Origin of the sequence: Micromonospora sp. NPDC020750 (assembly GCF_044334565.1) — a bacterium.
GTDB lineage: Bacteria > Actinomycetota > Actinomycetes > Mycobacteriales > Micromonosporaceae > Micromonospora.
The window spans coordinates 537,438-552,470 of record NZ_JBIRTH010000003.1 but is presented as its reverse complement, the minus strand read 5'-3'; the positions used below and the strand labels follow the sequence as shown (position 1 = coordinate 552,470).

The window sequence follows — 15,033 nt, the reverse complement described above, 5'->3', positions numbered from 1 at the left end:
GCGTCGAGTCGGTAATGCTGTCCGACGTGACCACCCCGCAAGATCTCGACGACCGGTTCCGGGAGGCCCTCGCCGGGCTGGCTGCCGCGCCTCGGCGACGTGACCCGGCCGAGCCCGTCCGCGACGGCACGGCGCTGACCGGGGCGCAACTGCTGGACCTCTTCGACGCCCAGGTCACCAGCCGGCAACTCGACCTCGCCGGGCGGTGGCTGCGCAGCTTCGGCGAGGGTTTCTACACCATCGGGTCGGCCGGCCACGAGGGCAACGCGGCGGTCGCCGCCGCGCTGCGTCCCGGTGACCCCGCCCTGCTGCACTACCGCTCGGGCGCGTTCTACTGCCTCCGGGCCGCCCTGGCCGTCGGCCGGACCGCCTTCCCCGAGCCGGCCTTCCCCGACCCGGCCGGGAACGCCGACGAGGGTGGCGCGGACGACCACGCAGGCCCTCGCCGCCCAGACACCGACCCAGCCCCCGACGCCGCCGCTGCCGCCCCAGACCCCGCCGCCGACGACACCGATGCCGCAGCCACGGATGCCGCAGACGCCGACGCCGAGGGCCCCGACGCCGGCCTGACCAGCCCGGCCGGTCCGACCAGCCCGGCCGGCGCGGTCCGCCCGAACGGCCCGGCCGGCCCGGCCGGCCCGCCGGTCGACGCCGTGGCGGGGGAAGACGCCGCCGAGGGTGCCGGCCCGGCCGGGGAGACCGACCCGGAGGACGCGTACGCCGAAGCGGCCCGGGACGTGCTGCGCGGCATGGTCGCCTCCGCCCGGGAGCCGATCGCCGGTGGCCGGCACAAGGTCTTCGGCCGGGCCGACCTCGCCGTCGTCCCGACCACCTCCACCATCGCCTCGCACCTGCCCCGGGCGGTCGGCGCGGGCCTGGCCCTGGAGCGGCTGCGCCGGCGTGACCCGGCCGGGCGGCCGGCCGGGGCGGCCCCGGTCGGCGACGTCGGGCAGCCACCCCGCTCGCCCTGGCCGCCGGACGCCATCGTGGTCTGCTCGTTCGGTGACGCCTCGGTCAACCACGCCAGCGCCACCGCCGCGTTCAACACCGCGGGCTGGTACGACCACACCGGGCTGCGCATCCCGGTGCTCTTCGTCTGCGAGGACAACGGCCTCGGCATCAGCGTCCGCTCGCCCAGGGGCTGGGTGGAGGCGACGCTGCGGGCCAAGCCGGGCATCCGCTACTTCGCCGCCGACGGGACCGACCCGGTGCAGTCGTACGAGGCAGCGGTGGAGGCGGCCGGCTGGGTGCGCCGCCACCGGCGGCCGGCCGTGCTGCACCTGTCCACCGTGCGCCTGATTGGGCACGCCGGGGCCGACGCGGAGGCCGCGTACCGCCGCCCCGGGGAACTGGCCGCGGACCTGGCGCGGGACCCGCTGCTGGCCACCGCGCGGCTGCTGGTCTCCGCCGGCGTGGCTACCGCCGACGAGTTGCTGACCCGCTACGACGAGCGCGGCTGGGAGGTACGCCGGATCGCCGAGGAGGTGCTCGGCGAGCCGAAACTCGCCTCCGCGGCCGAGGTGGTCGCCGAGATCGCGCCCCGGCGGCCAGCCCGGGTGGCCCGCGCGGTGGCCGACGCGGCGATTCGGGCCGCCGGGCCCGGCGCGGTCGCCCGGGCCGAGGCGTTCAGCGGTCGGCTGCCCGAGTCGGCCGGCCCGCTCACCCTGGCCCAGAGCATCAACGCCGCCCTCGCCGACGGCATGCTCGACCACCCCGGGATGGTCGTCTTCGGCGAGGACATCGCCGCCAAGGGCGGGGTGTACGGGGTGACCAAGGGGCTGCGCGACCGGTTCGGCGCGGCCCGGGTCTTCGACACGCTGCTCGACGAGACCTCGATCCTCGGGCTCGGGCTGGGCGCCGGGCTGGCCGGGCTGCTGCCGGTGCCGGAGATCCAGTACCTGGCGTACCTGCACAACGCCGAGGACCAGCTCCGCGGCGAGGCGGCCACCATGCGGTTCTTCTCCTCGGGCGCGTTCCGTAACCCGATGGTGGTCCGGGTGGCCGGGCTGGCGTACCAGGAGGGCTTCGGCGGGCACTTCCACAACGACAACTCCCTCGCCGTGCTCCGCGACGTGCCGGGCCTGGTGATCGCCGTGCCGGCCCGCCCGGACGACGCCGCGCCGATGCTGCGCGCCTGCCTGGCGAGCGCGACGGTGGACGGCAGCGTGTGCGTCTTCGTCGAGCCGATCGCGCTGTACCACACCCGTGACCTGTACGCCAAGGACGACGGCGAGTGGCTGGCCGACTATCCGGAGCCGGAGGCGTGGGCGGCCGGACACGCCCCGGTCGGGCGGGCCCGGGTCTACGGCGTGGGCTCGGCCGAGGACGTCACCATCATCACCTTCGGTAACGGGGTGCGGATGTCGTTGCGCGCGGCCGCCGCCCTCGCCGACGAGGGGGTCGGCACCCGGGTGGTGGATCTGCGCTGGATCGCGCCGCTGCCGGTCGCGGACATCGTCCGGGAGGCCTCCGCGACCGGCCGGGTGCTGGTCGTGGACGAGACGCGCCGGTCCGGCGGGGTCGGGGAGGGGGTGCTCGCGGCGCTGGTGGACGGGGGGTACGTCGGAGCGGCGCTGCGGGTGGCGGCAATTGACTCGTTTGTACCATTAGGTCCGGCAGCGCGCCAGGTACTGGTGTCCGAGGAGGCCATCACCCAGGGTGCCCGTACGCTGCTGGCACGGTAAATTCCGATCCACCCGGTGCGCCACTTGCGCGGGGAGCCACGAGTGTGTGGACTCTGCCTGACGGCATCGCAACGATGCCGCGAGCAGGGACGAGATGAGGAGGCACGCGACAGTGAGCGCGACCGCTGGTCAGGCCGCCGACGGGGTACGCAGCCTGGCGGACCGGTTCGGGATCGAGCCGGGGATGGTCGTCATGGAGATGGGGTACGACGAAGACGTCGACCAGGATCTCCGAGACGCCCTGACCGACCGCTGTGGAGAGTTGGTCGACGAGGACACCGATGAGGTGGTCGACGCGGTGCTGGTGTGGTACCGCGACAGTGACGGTGATCTCTTCGAACTCCTCGTTGACGCCCTCGGCCCGCTGGCCGACAACGGCGTCGTGTGGCTGCTGACGCCCAAGGCCGGGCGGGAGGGTCACGTCGAGCCGAGCGAGGTCGCGGAGTCCGCGCCCACCGCTGGCCTCCAGCAGACCTCCACGGTCAACGCCGGCCGGGACTGGAGCGGCGCCCGCCTGGTGCTGCGCCGGGGTGCGAAGGCCAAGAAGTAGCAGCGGCCCCGCCCGGGGCAAGACCGGGCAGCAGCCCTCCGCCACCACACCCGGCAGCCCCGGCCGCCGGGCGTGGTGGCAGGCTGGTGTGACCCTGACTCGACCTGAGGAGCTTGCATGCCGATCGAGGTTGGCGCAGACGCGCCGGACTTCGTGCTCAAGGACCAGAACAACCAGGAGGTCCGGCTGTCGGACTTCCGTGGCAGCCGCACCGTGCTGCTGGTCTTCTACCCGCTCGCCTTCACCGGCATCTGCCAGGGCGAGCTCTGCGAGGTGCGGGACAACCTCAACGAGTACGTCAACGACGACGTGCAGGTGCTCACCGTCAGCGTGGACTCGGTCTACAGCCACAAGATCTGGGCCGACAAGGAGGGCTACCAGTTCCCGCTGCTGGCCGACTTCTGGCCGCACGGCGCGGTGGCCCAGGCGTACGGCGTGTTCAACGACGTCGCCGGGATCGCCAACCGGGGCACCTTCGTGATCGACAAGGCCGGCGTCGTCCGGTTCGCCGAGATGAACATGCCGGGCGAGGCGCGCGACCAGCAGGGCTGGCGCAAGGCCCTCGCCGAGGCCGTCGCCGCCTGACCCCACCCAGGCACACCGGCGCGTCGGGCCGGGGCCGGCAGGGTAGGCTTGCCGGACTCCGGCCCGCCGTGCGGGCGTTCGGGGCGCGTAGCTCAGTGGGAGAGCACTCGCCTTACAAGCGAGGGGTCGCAGGTTCGAAACCTGCCGCGCCCACAAACACCCCTTCACCTGCGGAGACATCGGTGGAGGGTCACAACTTCAAAGAGCTTAATCGTTCGGACAGGACTCGCTTACTTAGTTCACCGATCGTCGAAACAACGCCTTCCGACTCCTTCCTGAGAAGCCCTCGGAGCGCGGAAATGGCCCACCGCAACCCCCACCGCAGCCAGCACCACCGAACCGGGCCGCACCGCCGCTCCGACCCCCCGAATCGGCAGCAGACGAACGGCACGCGAGTGCTGTCTGGAGGTGACGGCCATGGCCAGCAAACGCGGTGAACTCCCCGCCAACCTGGGTCCGATGCAGCCGTACATCAACTCGTTCCGGCTGGCGCTCCAAGTCGCCGAGCTGTCCGACAACACCATGCGGATCTACACCGACGCCGCCACATGGTTCGCCGGCTGGGCCATCAAGAGCGGCGCCGCACGCAAGTGGGAAGACGTCGACCGGGACCACTTGCGGGCGTTCTTCATCCAGATGCAGAAGCTTGACTACAAGCAGGGCTACCGCAACAACATCGCCCGCGGCCTGCAAGCCTTCTTCAAGTGGCTGTCGGAAGAGGAGGAGCTACCGAACCCGTTCAAGACGTTCAAGCCCCCGCCGCCCCCGAAGATCGGGGAGAAGACCCCCGACGTGATCAGCAAAGAGGATCTGCGGGCGCTGGTGAAGGACGCCGAGGGCGGTAGGGACTTCGAATCGCGGCGCGACGCGGCCCTGCTGCGTCTCTTCGCGTCCACCGGCTGCCGGCTGTCGGAGATCACGCACCTGCGGGTCCCCGACGTGGACGTGCGGAACCGCACCGCCGTGGTGACCGGGAAGGGCAACAAGACCCGGACCGTCAAGTTCGACGCCAAGTGTGCCCTCGCCTTGGACCGGTATCTACGTAAGCGGGCTGAACATGCGGCGTCGAAGGACTTCGACGCCCTGTGGTTCGGGGTGCGCCGCCGCATGCCGATGACACCGTCAGGGATCCGCCAGGTCATCGAACGCCGCGGGGAACGCCTCGGCCTGAACATCCACCCGCACCTGTTCCGGCACACGTTCTCCCACAACTGGCTGGATGAGGGCGGTGCCGAGGGTGACCTGATGGAGTTGAACGGCTGGGACTCACCGCAGATGCTGCGGCACTACGGGGCGAGCGCGAAAGCGGCTCGGGCGCGGCGGGCCTATGACCGCATCGACGTGATGCGGGGCGTTTGACCCGCCGCGCCCGGCCCGGTCAGCTGCTGCGTTGACCGGGCCGCGACCGTAACGGGGTGACGTTGGTGGCGGTCCCCCCGCTGTTGAGGATGCTCGCGGTTTCGGCCTTGAACTGGTCGGCGACGGCCTTGATGTAGTCGCGCCGACCCTCTGCGGTGAGGCGGGCGATCGTGGCGTTGACGATGCGGTTGGCCCGCTGCTCGGCGCGCTTGTCTCGCTGCTCGGCCTCGTATTGGTTGAGCACGTCCAGTTCGCCAGCTTGACGCTGCATCACCCTGGTGATCAACCAGGTGAAGGTGGCGGCTGCGGCGCAGCCGGCGAGGACGATGGCGAACGAGAGGAACGCCAGGTAGTCGCGGGATGCTGGCTCAGGTGGACCGGCGTAGGCGTCGCGGAGGATGAATCCCCATACGCCGACGGCGGCACCTCCGAGGAGGATGGCCATGACGCCGTAGGGCATGTGGCCGGGCTTCTGCCGCTTCGCTTTGAGGTCGAGCATGTCCTTGTGCCGCTGGGTGATGCAGGTTAGTTCCTGGCTATCTTCGTCGATCTTGGGGTTGCGCATGTGGTGGTGCTCCGATCGTGGTGCTGGGGAGGGATCGGAGACGCCTGGCGTCTCCCCGCCGCAGGGCCTGTCTGTAGGCGTGCGGCGGTTGCACCCACCGGCCGTGAGGGCTGGTGTGGGTGCCGGGAGGCGACCGGGATCAGCCTGTCGGGGGTGCTGGGGGGTGGGTTCGCCCGACGCCGGTTTGTTCTCGCTCGCGTGAGGTGCCGGCGGCGGCGAGGGCCGGTTGCCAGCCGCTGGTGGTGACCGCGTGGGGGTGTCCGCCGCTGGGGGTGGTGCCGCTGTCGGCGCTGCCGAGAAAACCGTCGCAGTCGAAGGGCTGCGGGTGGTGCGGCTGGTCGTGGTTGGCGGTGGTGGCGTTCGCGGCCACGGTCACGGCGGCGCGGGCGGCCGGTTTGGTGCTGGCCTGGGTGGGGTGCTGCTGCCCCCGGCGGGTGGTGCCTGCGGTGGGGTGGGTGGCCGCTGGGCGGCGAGGGTTGGCGCCGGGTTTGGGGGTGCCTGCGGTTGGCGGGGTGGTCACGCTGTCGGCGGGCCGGTGTGGGGTGCTTGGGGTGGGGGTTGGCTCGGCGGCCGGGATGGCAGGCGCCGTGGCGGGCAGGGTGGTGTCGAGGACTGCGTCGGTGAGGTCGGTGACGGTGTTGACGACGGGACCGACTACAGGCAGGTCGTGGGTGGCGTCGTCCACGATGTCGGTGACGAGCTGGACGGTGGCGACGACCTCTCCGACGGTGCCGGCGACGGTGTGCTCGACTAGGTCCCGGATGGGCCGCGCCGGCTTGGTCGGCTTGGTCGGCTCGGCGGTTTTGCTGCTGCGCGGCTCGGCGGCGGGCGTGGCGTCGTCGGTGACGGCTGCGGTGGTGGCGGTGTCGGACGGGTTGCTGGTGTCGGCGCGGGCCGGGTTGGCGTCGGCGAGCGCGAGGGCGAGGCCGGCGAGTGCGGTGGCGCCGAGGAGTAGGAGCTGTGTGCGGGTGGTGCTCGCAGTTCTTTTGGTCACGAGTGGTCCCCCCCGGAGTCTCGTGCGGTGCTGACGTTGGTTGACGTTCGTGGATTGTTTCGGGGTGGAGTATCGGGTGGGCGGTGGTGGTCTCCGGGCGTTGGTGGTGGGTGGTGTGGCCGATCGGCCATGGGTGCCTGCGTGCGGGCAGGCTGGGGTGTCCCGTTAGCGGGACCGTCACCGGCGTGGCGGTGAGTAGTTGATGTTGGCCGGTTGAGTAGTCGATCCTGGCCTTACCCAATACGCGAAGCAAGCTTCACGTATGCGGACAAGCAGATAGCGCAAAAACGGGAATTACCCGCATTGGTGGGAGCGCTCCGCCCGCTAACTGTCCGAGCCCCGACCGGCGGGGCCTGGAATGACCCACCGATCACCTGGCAGCAGGACTGGCTTATCGACTCCCGCCCGCCACACCACCAGCACCGGCACACCCTCATCCGGACTGTCTGGCATGGACTCGCGCTCCGGTGCGGTCGGCATTCGGGTTTCCACCCACACCACGCCGGTCATGTCGACCGGCCGTTTCGGGTGAATCCCGCGCACCCTCGTAGTTTGACCCTGCCTCGTCACCACCAAGCCCTCGGTGCGGAGGATCGCTATGGCGGCCCGCACCATGCTGCGACCGACATCGTGGGTTTCGCACAGCCACCGGTCGGACGGAAACCGGGATCCGGCGGGGAGTTGACCTGCGAGGATTTGATTGCGGAGGAGCGCGGCGAGCTGAGTCGAGGATCGCGGCTCCGGGTAGACCACGTCGCGATTCTGCGCGCCCACTGTGGACGGTGGCGGCCAGCCATGTCCGAACACATCGACGCTGATCATGGTTCGGCCCGCACCCACGGGGGGAGGTGCGGGCCGGACACTGGACGCCCGCAGTCTGGGGGGACCATTCGGGCGCGGGTCGACTATACGTCGATCAATGGATGCGTGTGGGGGCCGCCGCAGCCAGCGGGCGCTCGGTCGACCGAGGCCAGGCCAGTCATGGCTGCTTCCGATCGCGCAGACGTACTGCGAGTTCCCGCGCCGCCTCGGTCAGCTCGTACCATCGGACGCCCTGAGCGTCGGGCTCGCCGAGAGCACCCACCCCACCGTCGACCACCCGGTTGACGGCCTGCGTGCAGCGCAGGCCGGTGCGGGCATTCACCGCTGACCGGCCTTGCCGGTAGACCACCCCGTCGGCGATGTCGATGAGCGCCTGGGCCACCTCGGGTCGCAGGATTGACCCTTCCGGGGCTGGCTGCGGTGGGAGGGTGAGAGGGCCGTACAGGGCTTGGGCTTGCTCCCACGTCATCGGCGGCCCGGTGGGCACGTACGCCCGGTTGAGCCGGTGCCAGCCGTCTGCGCCCCGTTGGAGGTAGCCGCCGTGGCGGCCGATGACCTCTCGCACGTCGGGCTCGGTCGCCTCGGCGAGCGTCACGGGCTCGCCTCCGCCCGACCCGCCCCGGCGTCGGCGCGGCCAGCGAGGTAGATCCGCTTCACCTCGGCACGGATCCGGCGTCCCAGCGCGGTGATGGCGCAGCCGTAGCCGTTGCAGCGGAGTTCCGTCACCCGGTGGGCGGTCACCGGCGCCGACGTCGGGGGGCGCGCACGAACATTCGGGGGAGGGCCATCAGGCCGAACACGGCGAGTATGAGTAGCGGCGGAATCAGGTAGCGGGGCATGGCGGTCTCCTTCGGGTCAGTTCCAGGTGGCGTCGTAAACGGCGGCAGCGGCCAGGTAGCCGGCGCTGACCGCCTCCTCGGCGGTGGGGGCGTCCACCACCCGCGTCCACCGGTGGGACAGCATCGAGTCGCGGTGCCCCTGCGCCTCGTGTTCCCCCTCGATGACGGCGGTCACGCGGCAGCTGGCGCACCCGCCGTTGTCAGCGAGGCCGACGACAGTCCACTGGTCGGCCGGGGGCGGCGTGTTGGTGTTGGCAAGGATCTGGTTGGGGCCGACGGTGCGGAACGCCTCTCGCGCTTGGCCGATGGCGTCATCGGCGGTGTCGGCGGTAACAGCGGTGGTGTGGATGCTGTCGCCGTAGGCGTTGGCGTAGCCGGGGACGGCGCCGATGTGGTCGTGGTGGCCGTACTGGTCGAGGCGGGTGATGACGGTCCAGGTGCCCATGCGGGTGTCCGATCGGGTGGGGGTGGTGTGAGTGGTTGCGGCTGGGGCCGGGGGTGCTGGGCCCGGCCCCGCCGTACACCGCTCAGACCTGCTTGCTTCGCTCGTGGTCGAGGGCCAGGTCGTACAGGCGCTCGTGTTCGTCCCTGCCGATCCGGTCGACCACGTCCTCCCCGCACACGGCGGCGGCGTGCTCGGACGCGTCCTCGCTGTCGAGTGCCGTGAGGCGCGGGTCGGTGAAGTAGCGAGCAGGGTAGTTCTCGACGGCGTACTCAACGCCCTCGTAGTCGCGCTTGTGGTCGTGGAGCAGGGCGGCTCCCTTGTCGAGGTCGCTCATCTGCTCCCAGGTGGGCAGGTCGCCGCTGTGGATGCGGGCGTTGATGTCAGTCATGTGGGCTCCGTTCGTCAGTTGGTGTTGCGGACGGTGGCGGGGTACATGGCGTCGCAGTCGTCGCACAGCCACGACACGGACCCCTCCCACAGCTCGTGGCCGTCGCTCTTACGGCGGTGGGTGTCGGCTGCGGCCTTCGCGGCAGCCTTGGCTGCTTCGAAGGTGGGAACGGGCCGGGGTGGGGCGGACGGCAGGGCAGGCATGGGCGGCTCCGTTCGTCAGTTGGTGGTTGGCTTCTGCTTCGCGGCAGGCTCGACCAGGTGCGCGGACACCCGCTCCGCCTCCGGGCTACCCTCGAAGGTCACGAGGTAGGCGGTCGAGTCGTTGGTGCGGGCTTCGTAGGTTCCGTGTTCGTCGCGGCCTCGGTGGTACACGCGGTCGCCGGGCTTGAGGCGGGCCATGGTCAGTCCTCCACCGGGTCGCAGGCGAGGCAGTCGACGGCCGCCACGGTCGGGTGGTTGCCGCACGTCAGCAGCGCCTCCACCCGGTGCGAGGTTGGGGCGATCCCGGACAGGACTCGGGCGATGGCGTCGTAGCCGTAGGGGTCGGTGGCGGTGTTGACGTACTCGGTGAAGACGCCGCCAACGAACACTGCGAGGCGGGCCCCGGCGGCACCGGAGGCGTCCTGGTGAGCAAAGGGCTGGCGGGTCACGCGTTGCGCTCATTCCACCGGGCGAGCAATTCCCCGCCGAGCTTGGTAAGGCCGGTTATCCGCCACGGCTTGTAGAGCAGGTCGTCGAGGGTAATGAGGCCGCGTTCGCGGAGCAGCCGGACCGTCAGGGTGGACGACAAGCCACCCCAGCCCGCGTCGATCTGGTGACGGGTGTGAGCGGTGGAGAGGTAGAGGGCCTGAACAGGGGTCAGCGTCCGTGCGCGGCCTTTGTTGTCGGTGTAACGCATGTCGCCTCGCTCGTGCCAGAAAGTGGGGTGTCCACATCTAGTTTACCCCGCCCCCGCCTAAGTGGGCACCCCACATGCGAGACTGATTGAGTGCCCGACAGACACCAGCGAGACAAAACCACCTTCCGCCCACCAGACGAGGTGAAGACGGAAGCTCAGAGGGTGCTGGCCGGGCGAGACGACTGGACGCTGAACGACTTCCTGGTTGCCTGCATGGTGCTGCTAACCCGGAACCCAGACGCAATGCTCGACCGGCTCAAGGACTTCCGGCCGCCACCGAAGAAGGGCCGCCCCCGCAAGTCGTCTACCTGACACCGCGCCGAGCCGATCGGCTACTGCGGCAACCCGTCGGCGGCCACCACACTCCACTGAGTGACCAAGCCGAAGAAGAATCCGAGCGCGCTTCTGGGCGCTGGCATAGCCCTTGTTGTCCTGCTCTGCTGCGGCGGGGTCGTCGGCGTGTTCGGCGACGACGACACCCCCGCACCCACCTCAGCCCGCCCGTCGGTGAGCGCGCACCGGCTCGTTGACCCTCCCGCCACGACTTCGGCGGCGACCACCAGCCCGCCGCCCACAGTCAGCCCTACGCCGGAAAAGACGACGGCGGCACCGAAGCGCAGCGCCAGCCCGAAGCCCACCCCGAAGCGGACCACGGCCAAGCCAGAACCAGCACCCAAGCCGAAACGGACCACGCCCAGCGTGCAGCAGGGCGTGCATCCGGGGGCATTCTGCTCGACGCAGGGCGCGCGGGGAGTGAGCAAGAAGGGTGTGCCGATGGTGTGCACCACCACCGCCACGGATGACCGGAAGCGGTGGCGGCGGGCCTGACCCTGAACACGCGGAAGCCCCGGCACCTCACCCAGGTCCGAGGCTTCACGCTGCTGCGGTCAGCCGGCCACCAGTGCGGCGGCACGCCCGGCCCGGTGCCGGCACCACGCGCGGGCGGCGCCGATCAGCGGCGGCCGGTGGGCGGCCGGCGACCGGTCCTGCTGCCGCTGCCATACGCGGGCCAGTGTGGCGGCGAACGCGGACAGCGACCCGTCGGGGGCGGTCGACCATACGGGGATCTGCGCCGCCCACTGCTCGGCGGCGGCCGGGGTGTGCCCGTACCGGATCAGTCGGACCGCGGTGAACGCGGTGTCGAGCCAGGCCGGGCCGAGGGCGGGGGTGGCCCAGTCGACCAGCCGCGCCCCACCGGGGTTGACCAGCCAGTTGCGGCGGCTCATGTCGGTATGGGCGAGCGTCCGGCCGTCAACGTGGGCGGGGTCGATGAGGTGTTCCCAGCGGGCGGCGAACGGGCGCACCGGGAATGCAGGTGGTGGGGCTGCGGCCAGGCCGGCGAGCACGGCGGCCACCGCCGGCAGGTCGGGGGATCCGGGCCGCAGGTCGGCGTGCCGGCCGACGACATGCTCGAACCCGGCGAGCAGCCAGCCGTCCTGCTCAACCTGCCACCGGAGGGCCGGTGCGATGCCGGGCAGGTGCGGGTTGACGCGGATCTCGTTGCGCAACGTCCACGCCAACCGATCGGTGACCGGGAGCCCCTTGCAGAACACGAGGTCGCTGCCGGTGTGCAGGGTGGCGGCGAACGAGCACGTCGCCCCGGCCCCGGCGGGGATCACTTGCCCGACGGCGCCGGTGTGCGCGACCACGGCGCGGCGGGCGGTGTCGGGCAGGTCATCCCAGCGGGTGTGCACCAGCACGGTCTACCACGGGCGGCGTCCGGGACGCGACGTGTGCCGCGCCCCGGACGCCCGTTTCGGCGGTGGGTGTCAGTTGCCCGTCGGCGAGTCGGTGCAGCCGGCGTGGCATTGGGTGCAGTCGGCGGCGGAACCCCACAGGGCGGGGTCAATGCGGTAGCCGGCGGCGCGGACCGCCCCGATTGCCTCGGATACGGGACCGCCGATCGGCTCCGGCCCGGACGGCTGCTCATCTTCGGTCGGTTCCGGCTGGTGATGGATGAACCGGCCGGCGACACGCTGGCAGAAGTCGGCGTAGTCGGCGGTGTGGAGGATGAACGTGTGCCAGCCGATGTCGACCAGCCGGGACGGGCCGAGCGGGCGGGTGGTGGTGGCGCACGCGACCAGGAACGCCAACGCCTGCCCCATGATCCGGTCAGGCATGCCGTCGGGCAGGTGCGGGTGGTCTGCGGTGATCCGGCGGGTGAGGGTGCCGAACAGGGCGGGGCTGATGAGGGTGCGGGCGTCGGTGCGGGTGTCGGTGCGGGTGTCGAGGTCGGTCACGGGTCGCCTCCCGGGGTGAGGTTTGCGGCTTCTCACGGAATGTGAGTAACCGTCTGCGGCGGTTCTGCTTCCCAGCGTCGTATTCGCAGCCCACGATCGGTAGGAGGTGACCGTCGGTTGACGGTCAGCAGACACGCACCGTGATCATCGGGGGGTTGTGGTGGCCGCTGCGGAGTTCCGGGCACTGCTGCGGGTGCTGCTAAAGCGGCGCGGCATGTCCGTGCCGGCGTTGGCGCGGGCATGCTCGTACAGCCGTCAGTACGTGTGGGAGGTCGCCGCCGGACGCAAGCGGGCACCACTGGAAACGATCCGTGCGTTCGACGCGGCGTTAGGCGCGCAGGGCTCACTGCTCGCTACGGTTGCCGGCGACGGCAATCCCATCGAGGAGGACGGCGACATGCGACGACGAACAGTCCTGGCGGGAGCGTCGGCCGTCGCCGGCAACATCACCCTCGGCGGCGGGACACTCGACGAATTGACCGCCGCACTGTTCCCCTCCGACAAGGCCGCCCCGGGTAATCTCGCCGAGCTGCGAACCTCACTGGCGAGAGCACGCGAGGACTTCGCGGCGGTGCGGTATCAGCAGCTGGCCCGACGGCTACCCGGCTTGCTGGGTGCTGGTGAGGCGGCCCGGAGCTTCGCGGGACCTGCCGAGCGGGCCGAATACGATGTCCTGCTCGCGGGGGCCTACGGGCTGGCCGCGCGGCTGGCGATCAAGCTGCACGAGCAGGGGGTCGCGTGGGTGACTGCTGACCGGGCGGCGCAGGCGGCCAGGCGTTCCGGTGACCCGCGCGCGGTGGCCTCGGCGGATCGGACGGCGGCGGTGCTGCTGCGGCGGGCCGGGCAGCGGGACCAGGCGCAGCGGGTGGTGGTGGACGCAGCGGCTCGCCTGCATGCGGACACTAACCTCGCGGGGGCCGGCGACGCCAGCCTGTACGCGTCGCTGCTGGCGACGGCGGCGTACACGGCGGCGGTCGCGGACCGCCGTGACGAGGCGTGGACGTACGCCGCCGAGGCTGGGGGCGTGCTGGCTGCCGCCGGGGGCGGGGACGGGTTCGGGGCCAACGAGCTGGAGCTGTACCGGTCGGGGATCGCCAGGGCGCTCGGCGACTACGGGCAGGCCGTCGACCACGCACGCCGGGTGCGGGTGGGGTTGCTGCCAACGGCGGAACGGCAAGCCCGCTGCTGGGAGGACACGGCGCTGGCATGGTGGGGGCGTGGCCGGCGCGACGAGGCGTGGGAGGCGTTGCAGGCGGCGGAGGTGGCAGCACCGCAGGAGGTGCGGTACCGGCCGTGGGCGCAGCGCCTCGCCGTGGATTTACTGGAGTCGGGGCCCGCGCTACCGGGGCTTCGGCAGTTTGCCGCCCGTGTGGGTGTTCCTGCCTGATTGCGCCGTCGTCACCGCTGCACGCGGATGGCGACGACCGGTCGGTCGCAGCGCACACACCGCAGTTCGTACACGTCCGTCGGGTTGACCTGGCCGACGAGCATCACCTCATGCCCGTCGTGGCCGTGCCCGGACGCTGCCGCGGTGAGGCGCCGCCAAAACGCGGTGGTGGCGAACTCGTCGGCAGGCACCGTCAGCACCATCAACGGCCTTCCCCTCTTCGCGTAGCAGCCCCAACCACCTGGGCGGTTGGGGCTGCTATCTCGCTACATGTCGACGGTCGGTTGGTTACTTCCCGGACACGTCGCCCTGCTGCCCTGCGGCTAATGCATTGGGCACGGCTGCCCAGGCATCACACCGACAGGGGCTCCGCAGGTGCCGCACTTTGACCGTGGTGGCACTCCAGCACCCCCTGGGGGATTTGATAGTCCGGGCACGGATCGGTCTTCGGTTCGGCTGCACCACCTCGGGGCCCGGACGCCGCGGTAGCCCGCAGATAAGCTATCGACCCGTCGCGGCCGGCGATACGGATCGCCGACGGGCTTTCCCCCGTTGTCGGCCACCCGACACCGGGCGCGGCGCACAACTGCCACGACACGAACTGCTCGGGGCGGGCCGCGTCGAGCAGCAGGTGGGCGAGGCGCAGCGTGCGGCCGGGCATGCACGTCAGCATCGATTCGTCCATGCCTACCGGTTTGGCGTCGCGCGGTTCAGCAGCAGCCCACAACATTAATGTGGACCCGCTCATGTGGGTGGCTTTCACCCCCGCCGGTGACTGTCCCCCGGGCATGGGGTCACGCCCGTAGCGGGTGAGGTTGGTGTAGTCGGGGTGCTCGGCGGCCCAGAACAGCGCCACCATCACGTCGAGCACCTGCTGATTGGGCATTGGTTTCGCCATCACGATCACGGCTCGTTTCTGGTGCCGGGGCGGGCGTATCCGCCACTGAGTAAGGTCCGCAGGCCGGCGGTGATCGCCCCGGTGCGGGGGCGGCCGGTGGGGGTGCGGGTGTCAACACCGCACGCCTCGGCGAACTCGTACACGTCAAGGTTGGGGTCGTTGTAGGCGAGCACCTGGGCGGTCACCCACATTACGTTCATGCGGATCCGGTTGGTTTCTACCGGTTCCAACTGGGCCACGGTGCGCCGGTTACGGATGTCATCGTCCCGGTCGTGTCCGGCCCGGTCAGCCCGGTGCGGGGCGTCTGACCAGTCGTGTTGGCGGATCTCGTCGGCGAACTGCTGCGCCAACCTGCTCAACGCCACGGGCTGCTCCCT

Annotated in this window: 23 protein-coding genes and 1 tRNA gene; 8 read left to right on the top strand and 16 right to left on the bottom strand. The window is 71.1% G+C overall.

Annotation, left to right across the window (positions count from 1 at the left end):
- The first annotated feature begins 209 nt into the window (after window positions 1-209).
- The 5 genes from ACH4T9_RS13115 to ACH4T9_RS13095 all read left to right on the top strand — a co-directional run bounded on the left by ACH4T9_RS13115 (window position 210) and on the right by ACH4T9_RS13095 (window position 5,178).
- The gene (locus ACH4T9_RS13115) at window positions 210-2,684 is read left to right on the top strand and encodes a transketolase C-terminal domain-containing protein (RefSeq protein WP_396671473.1); all 2,475 of its coding nucleotides are present in this window, start codon (window positions 210-212) and stop codon (window positions 2,682-2,684) included.
- A 112-nt stretch (window positions 2,685-2,796) separates the two neighbouring features.
- On the top strand, window positions 2,797-3,234 hold the full coding sequence (locus ACH4T9_RS13110; protein ID WP_387025743.1) for a DUF3052 domain-containing protein: 438 nt from the start codon (window positions 2,797-2,799) through the stop codon (window positions 3,232-3,234).
- Between the two features lie 117 nt (window positions 3,235-3,351).
- Window positions 3,352-3,819 carry a peroxiredoxin gene (locus tag ACH4T9_RS13105; RefSeq protein WP_387025741.1) on the top strand — a complete coding sequence of 156 codons (468 nt, stop codon included), beginning with the start codon at window positions 3,352-3,354 and terminating at the stop codon, window positions 3,817-3,819.
- Between the two features lie 81 nt (window positions 3,820-3,900).
- Window positions 3,901-3,972 (top strand) — tRNA-Val (locus ACH4T9_RS13100).
- A 264-nt stretch (window positions 3,973-4,236) separates the two neighbouring features.
- Window positions 4,237-5,178, top strand: coding sequence for a tyrosine-type recombinase/integrase (locus tag ACH4T9_RS13095; RefSeq protein WP_396671278.1), 942 nt, complete (start codon window positions 4,237-4,239; stop codon window positions 5,176-5,178).
- Window positions 5,179-5,197: 19 nt separating this feature from the next.
- On the opposite strand, the gene ACH4T9_RS13090 is transcribed toward ACH4T9_RS13095, so the two are convergent.
- The 11 genes from ACH4T9_RS13090 to ACH4T9_RS13040 form a co-directional block, all read right to left on the bottom strand.
- Entirely contained in the window at window positions 5,198-5,743 is a 546-nt protein-coding gene (locus ACH4T9_RS13090) for a hypothetical protein (RefSeq protein WP_396671277.1), read from the bottom strand.
- Between the two features lie 139 nt (window positions 5,744-5,882).
- Window positions 5,883-6,737 (bottom strand): hypothetical protein, encoded by an 855-nt coding sequence (locus ACH4T9_RS13085; RefSeq protein ID WP_396671276.1) that lies wholly within the window; start codon window positions 6,735-6,737, stop codon window positions 5,883-5,885.
- Between the two features lie 324 nt (window positions 6,738-7,061).
- Entirely contained in the window at window positions 7,062-7,559 is a 498-nt protein-coding gene (locus tag ACH4T9_RS13080; RefSeq protein WP_396671275.1) for a winged helix-turn-helix domain-containing protein, read from the bottom strand.
- A 157-nt stretch (window positions 7,560-7,716) separates the two neighbouring features.
- Window positions 7,717-8,154, bottom strand: coding sequence for a hypothetical protein (locus ACH4T9_RS13075; protein ID WP_396671274.1), 438 nt, complete (start codon window positions 8,152-8,154; stop codon window positions 7,717-7,719).
- Window positions 8,151-8,285 (bottom strand): hypothetical protein, encoded by a 135-nt coding sequence (locus tag ACH4T9_RS13070; RefSeq protein WP_396671273.1) that lies wholly within the window; start codon window positions 8,283-8,285, stop codon window positions 8,151-8,153. Before ACH4T9_RS13070 ends, ACH4T9_RS13075 begins: the two co-directional genes overlap by 4 nt.
- 129 nt (window positions 8,286-8,414) lie before the next feature.
- Window positions 8,415-8,843, bottom strand: coding sequence for a hypothetical protein (locus tag ACH4T9_RS13065; protein ID WP_396671272.1), 429 nt, complete (start codon window positions 8,841-8,843; stop codon window positions 8,415-8,417).
- Between the two features lie 82 nt (window positions 8,844-8,925).
- Window positions 8,926-9,231, bottom strand: a complete 306-nt coding sequence (locus ACH4T9_RS13060; RefSeq protein WP_396671271.1) for a hypothetical protein — start codon at window positions 9,229-9,231, stop codon at window positions 8,926-8,928.
- Between the two features lie 14 nt (window positions 9,232-9,245).
- The gene (locus tag ACH4T9_RS13055; protein ID WP_396671270.1) at window positions 9,246-9,434 is read right to left on the bottom strand and encodes a hypothetical protein; all 189 of its coding nucleotides are present in this window, start codon (window positions 9,432-9,434) and stop codon (window positions 9,246-9,248) included.
- A gap of 15 nt (window positions 9,435-9,449) precedes the next feature.
- The gene (locus ACH4T9_RS13050; protein WP_396671269.1) at window positions 9,450-9,632 is read right to left on the bottom strand and encodes a hypothetical protein; all 183 of its coding nucleotides are present in this window, start codon (window positions 9,630-9,632) and stop codon (window positions 9,450-9,452) included.
- A gap of 2 nt (window positions 9,633-9,634) precedes the next feature.
- The gene (locus ACH4T9_RS13045; protein WP_396671268.1) at window positions 9,635-9,883 is read right to left on the bottom strand and encodes a hypothetical protein; all 249 of its coding nucleotides are present in this window, start codon (window positions 9,881-9,883) and stop codon (window positions 9,635-9,637) included.
- The gene (locus ACH4T9_RS13040) at window positions 9,880-10,131 is read right to left on the bottom strand and encodes a hypothetical protein (RefSeq protein WP_396671267.1); all 252 of its coding nucleotides are present in this window, start codon (window positions 10,129-10,131) and stop codon (window positions 9,880-9,882) included. Before ACH4T9_RS13040 ends, ACH4T9_RS13045 begins: the two co-directional genes overlap by 4 nt.
- Window positions 10,132-10,221: 90 nt before the next feature.
- Here ACH4T9_RS13040 and ACH4T9_RS13035 point away from each other — a divergent pair, with 90 nt between their 5' ends.
- Together ACH4T9_RS13035 and ACH4T9_RS13030 are read left to right on the top strand one after the other, a co-directional pair.
- Window positions 10,222-10,443 (top strand): hypothetical protein, encoded by a 222-nt coding sequence (locus tag ACH4T9_RS13035; RefSeq protein ID WP_396671266.1) that lies wholly within the window; start codon window positions 10,222-10,224, stop codon window positions 10,441-10,443.
- Window positions 10,444-10,503: 60 nt separating this feature from the next.
- Entirely contained in the window at window positions 10,504-10,959 is a 456-nt protein-coding gene (locus ACH4T9_RS13030; RefSeq protein WP_396671265.1) for a hypothetical protein, read from the top strand.
- A 59-nt stretch (window positions 10,960-11,018) separates the two neighbouring features.
- Here the strand turns inward: ACH4T9_RS13030 and ACH4T9_RS13025 are convergent, their stop codons facing one another.
- Window positions 11,019-11,825 carry a hypothetical protein gene (locus ACH4T9_RS13025; protein ID WP_396671264.1) on the bottom strand — a complete coding sequence of 269 codons (807 nt, stop codon included), beginning with the start codon at window positions 11,823-11,825 and terminating at the stop codon, window positions 11,019-11,021.
- Between the two features lie 75 nt (window positions 11,826-11,900).
- Window positions 11,901-12,371, bottom strand: a complete 471-nt coding sequence (locus ACH4T9_RS13020) for a glycine-rich domain-containing protein (protein ID WP_396671263.1) — start codon at window positions 12,369-12,371, stop codon at window positions 11,901-11,903.
- Between the two features lie 160 nt (window positions 12,372-12,531).
- Here ACH4T9_RS13020 and ACH4T9_RS13015 point away from each other — a divergent pair, with 160 nt between their 5' ends.
- Window positions 12,532-13,758, top strand: coding sequence for a helix-turn-helix domain-containing protein (locus ACH4T9_RS13015; protein ID WP_396671262.1), 1,227 nt, complete (start codon window positions 12,532-12,534; stop codon window positions 13,756-13,758).
- Between the two features lie 11 nt (window positions 13,759-13,769).
- Here the strand turns inward: ACH4T9_RS13015 and ACH4T9_RS13010 are convergent, their stop codons facing one another.
- The 3 genes from ACH4T9_RS13010 to ACH4T9_RS13000 form a co-directional block, all read right to left on the bottom strand.
- The gene (locus tag ACH4T9_RS13010) at window positions 13,770-13,949 is read right to left on the bottom strand and encodes a hypothetical protein (protein ID WP_396671261.1); all 180 of its coding nucleotides are present in this window, start codon (window positions 13,947-13,949) and stop codon (window positions 13,770-13,772) included.
- Window positions 13,950-14,110: 161 nt separating this feature from the next.
- Entirely contained in the window at window positions 14,111-14,656 is a 546-nt protein-coding gene (locus ACH4T9_RS13005; RefSeq protein WP_396671472.1) for a hypothetical protein, read from the bottom strand.
- A 5-nt stretch (window positions 14,657-14,661) separates the two neighbouring features.
- Window positions 14,662-15,021: a hypothetical protein gene (locus ACH4T9_RS13000; RefSeq protein WP_396671260.1), complete on the bottom strand. Its 360-nt coding sequence runs from the start codon at window positions 15,019-15,021 to the stop codon at window positions 14,662-14,664.
- Between the last annotated feature and the right edge of the window lie 12 nt (window positions 15,022-15,033).

What these genes read in the sequence shown, in the direction of transcription:
- ACH4T9_RS13105 (WP_387025741.1), top strand. Translation starts at nt 3,352, where the DNA reads ATGCCGATCGAGGTTGGCGCAGACGCGCCGGACTTCGTGCTCAAGGAC.
- ACH4T9_RS13095 (WP_396671278.1), top strand. Translation starts at nt 4,237, where the DNA reads ATGGCCAGCAAACGCGGTGAACTCCCCGCCAACCTGGGTCCGATGCAG.
- ACH4T9_RS13090 (WP_396671277.1), bottom strand. Translation starts at nt 5,743, where the DNA reads ATGCGCAACCCCAAGATCGACGAAGATAGCCAGGAACTAACCTGCATC.
- ACH4T9_RS13080 (WP_396671275.1), bottom strand. Translation starts at nt 7,559, where the DNA reads ATGATCAGCGTCGATGTGTTCGGACATGGCTGGCCGCCACCGTCCACA.
- ACH4T9_RS13065 (WP_396671272.1), bottom strand. Translation starts at nt 8,843, where the DNA reads ATGGGCACCTGGACCGTCATCACCCGCCTCGACCAGTACGGCCACCAC.
- ACH4T9_RS13060 (WP_396671271.1), bottom strand. Translation starts at nt 9,231, where the DNA reads ATGACTGACATCAACGCCCGCATCCACAGCGGCGACCTGCCCACCTGG.
- ACH4T9_RS13055 (WP_396671270.1), bottom strand. Translation starts at nt 9,434, where the DNA reads ATGCCTGCCCTGCCGTCCGCCCCACCCCGGCCCGTTCCCACCTTCGAA.
- ACH4T9_RS13050 (WP_396671269.1), bottom strand. Translation starts at nt 9,632, where the DNA reads ATGGCCCGCCTCAAGCCCGGCGACCGCGTGTACCACCGAGGCCGCGAC.
- ACH4T9_RS13040 (WP_396671267.1), bottom strand. Translation starts at nt 10,131, where the DNA reads ATGCGTTACACCGACAACAAAGGCCGCGCACGGACGCTGACCCCTGTT.
- ACH4T9_RS13005 (WP_396671472.1), bottom strand. Translation starts at nt 14,656, where the DNA reads ATGGCGAAACCAATGCCCAATCAGCAGGTGCTCGACGTGATGGTGGCG.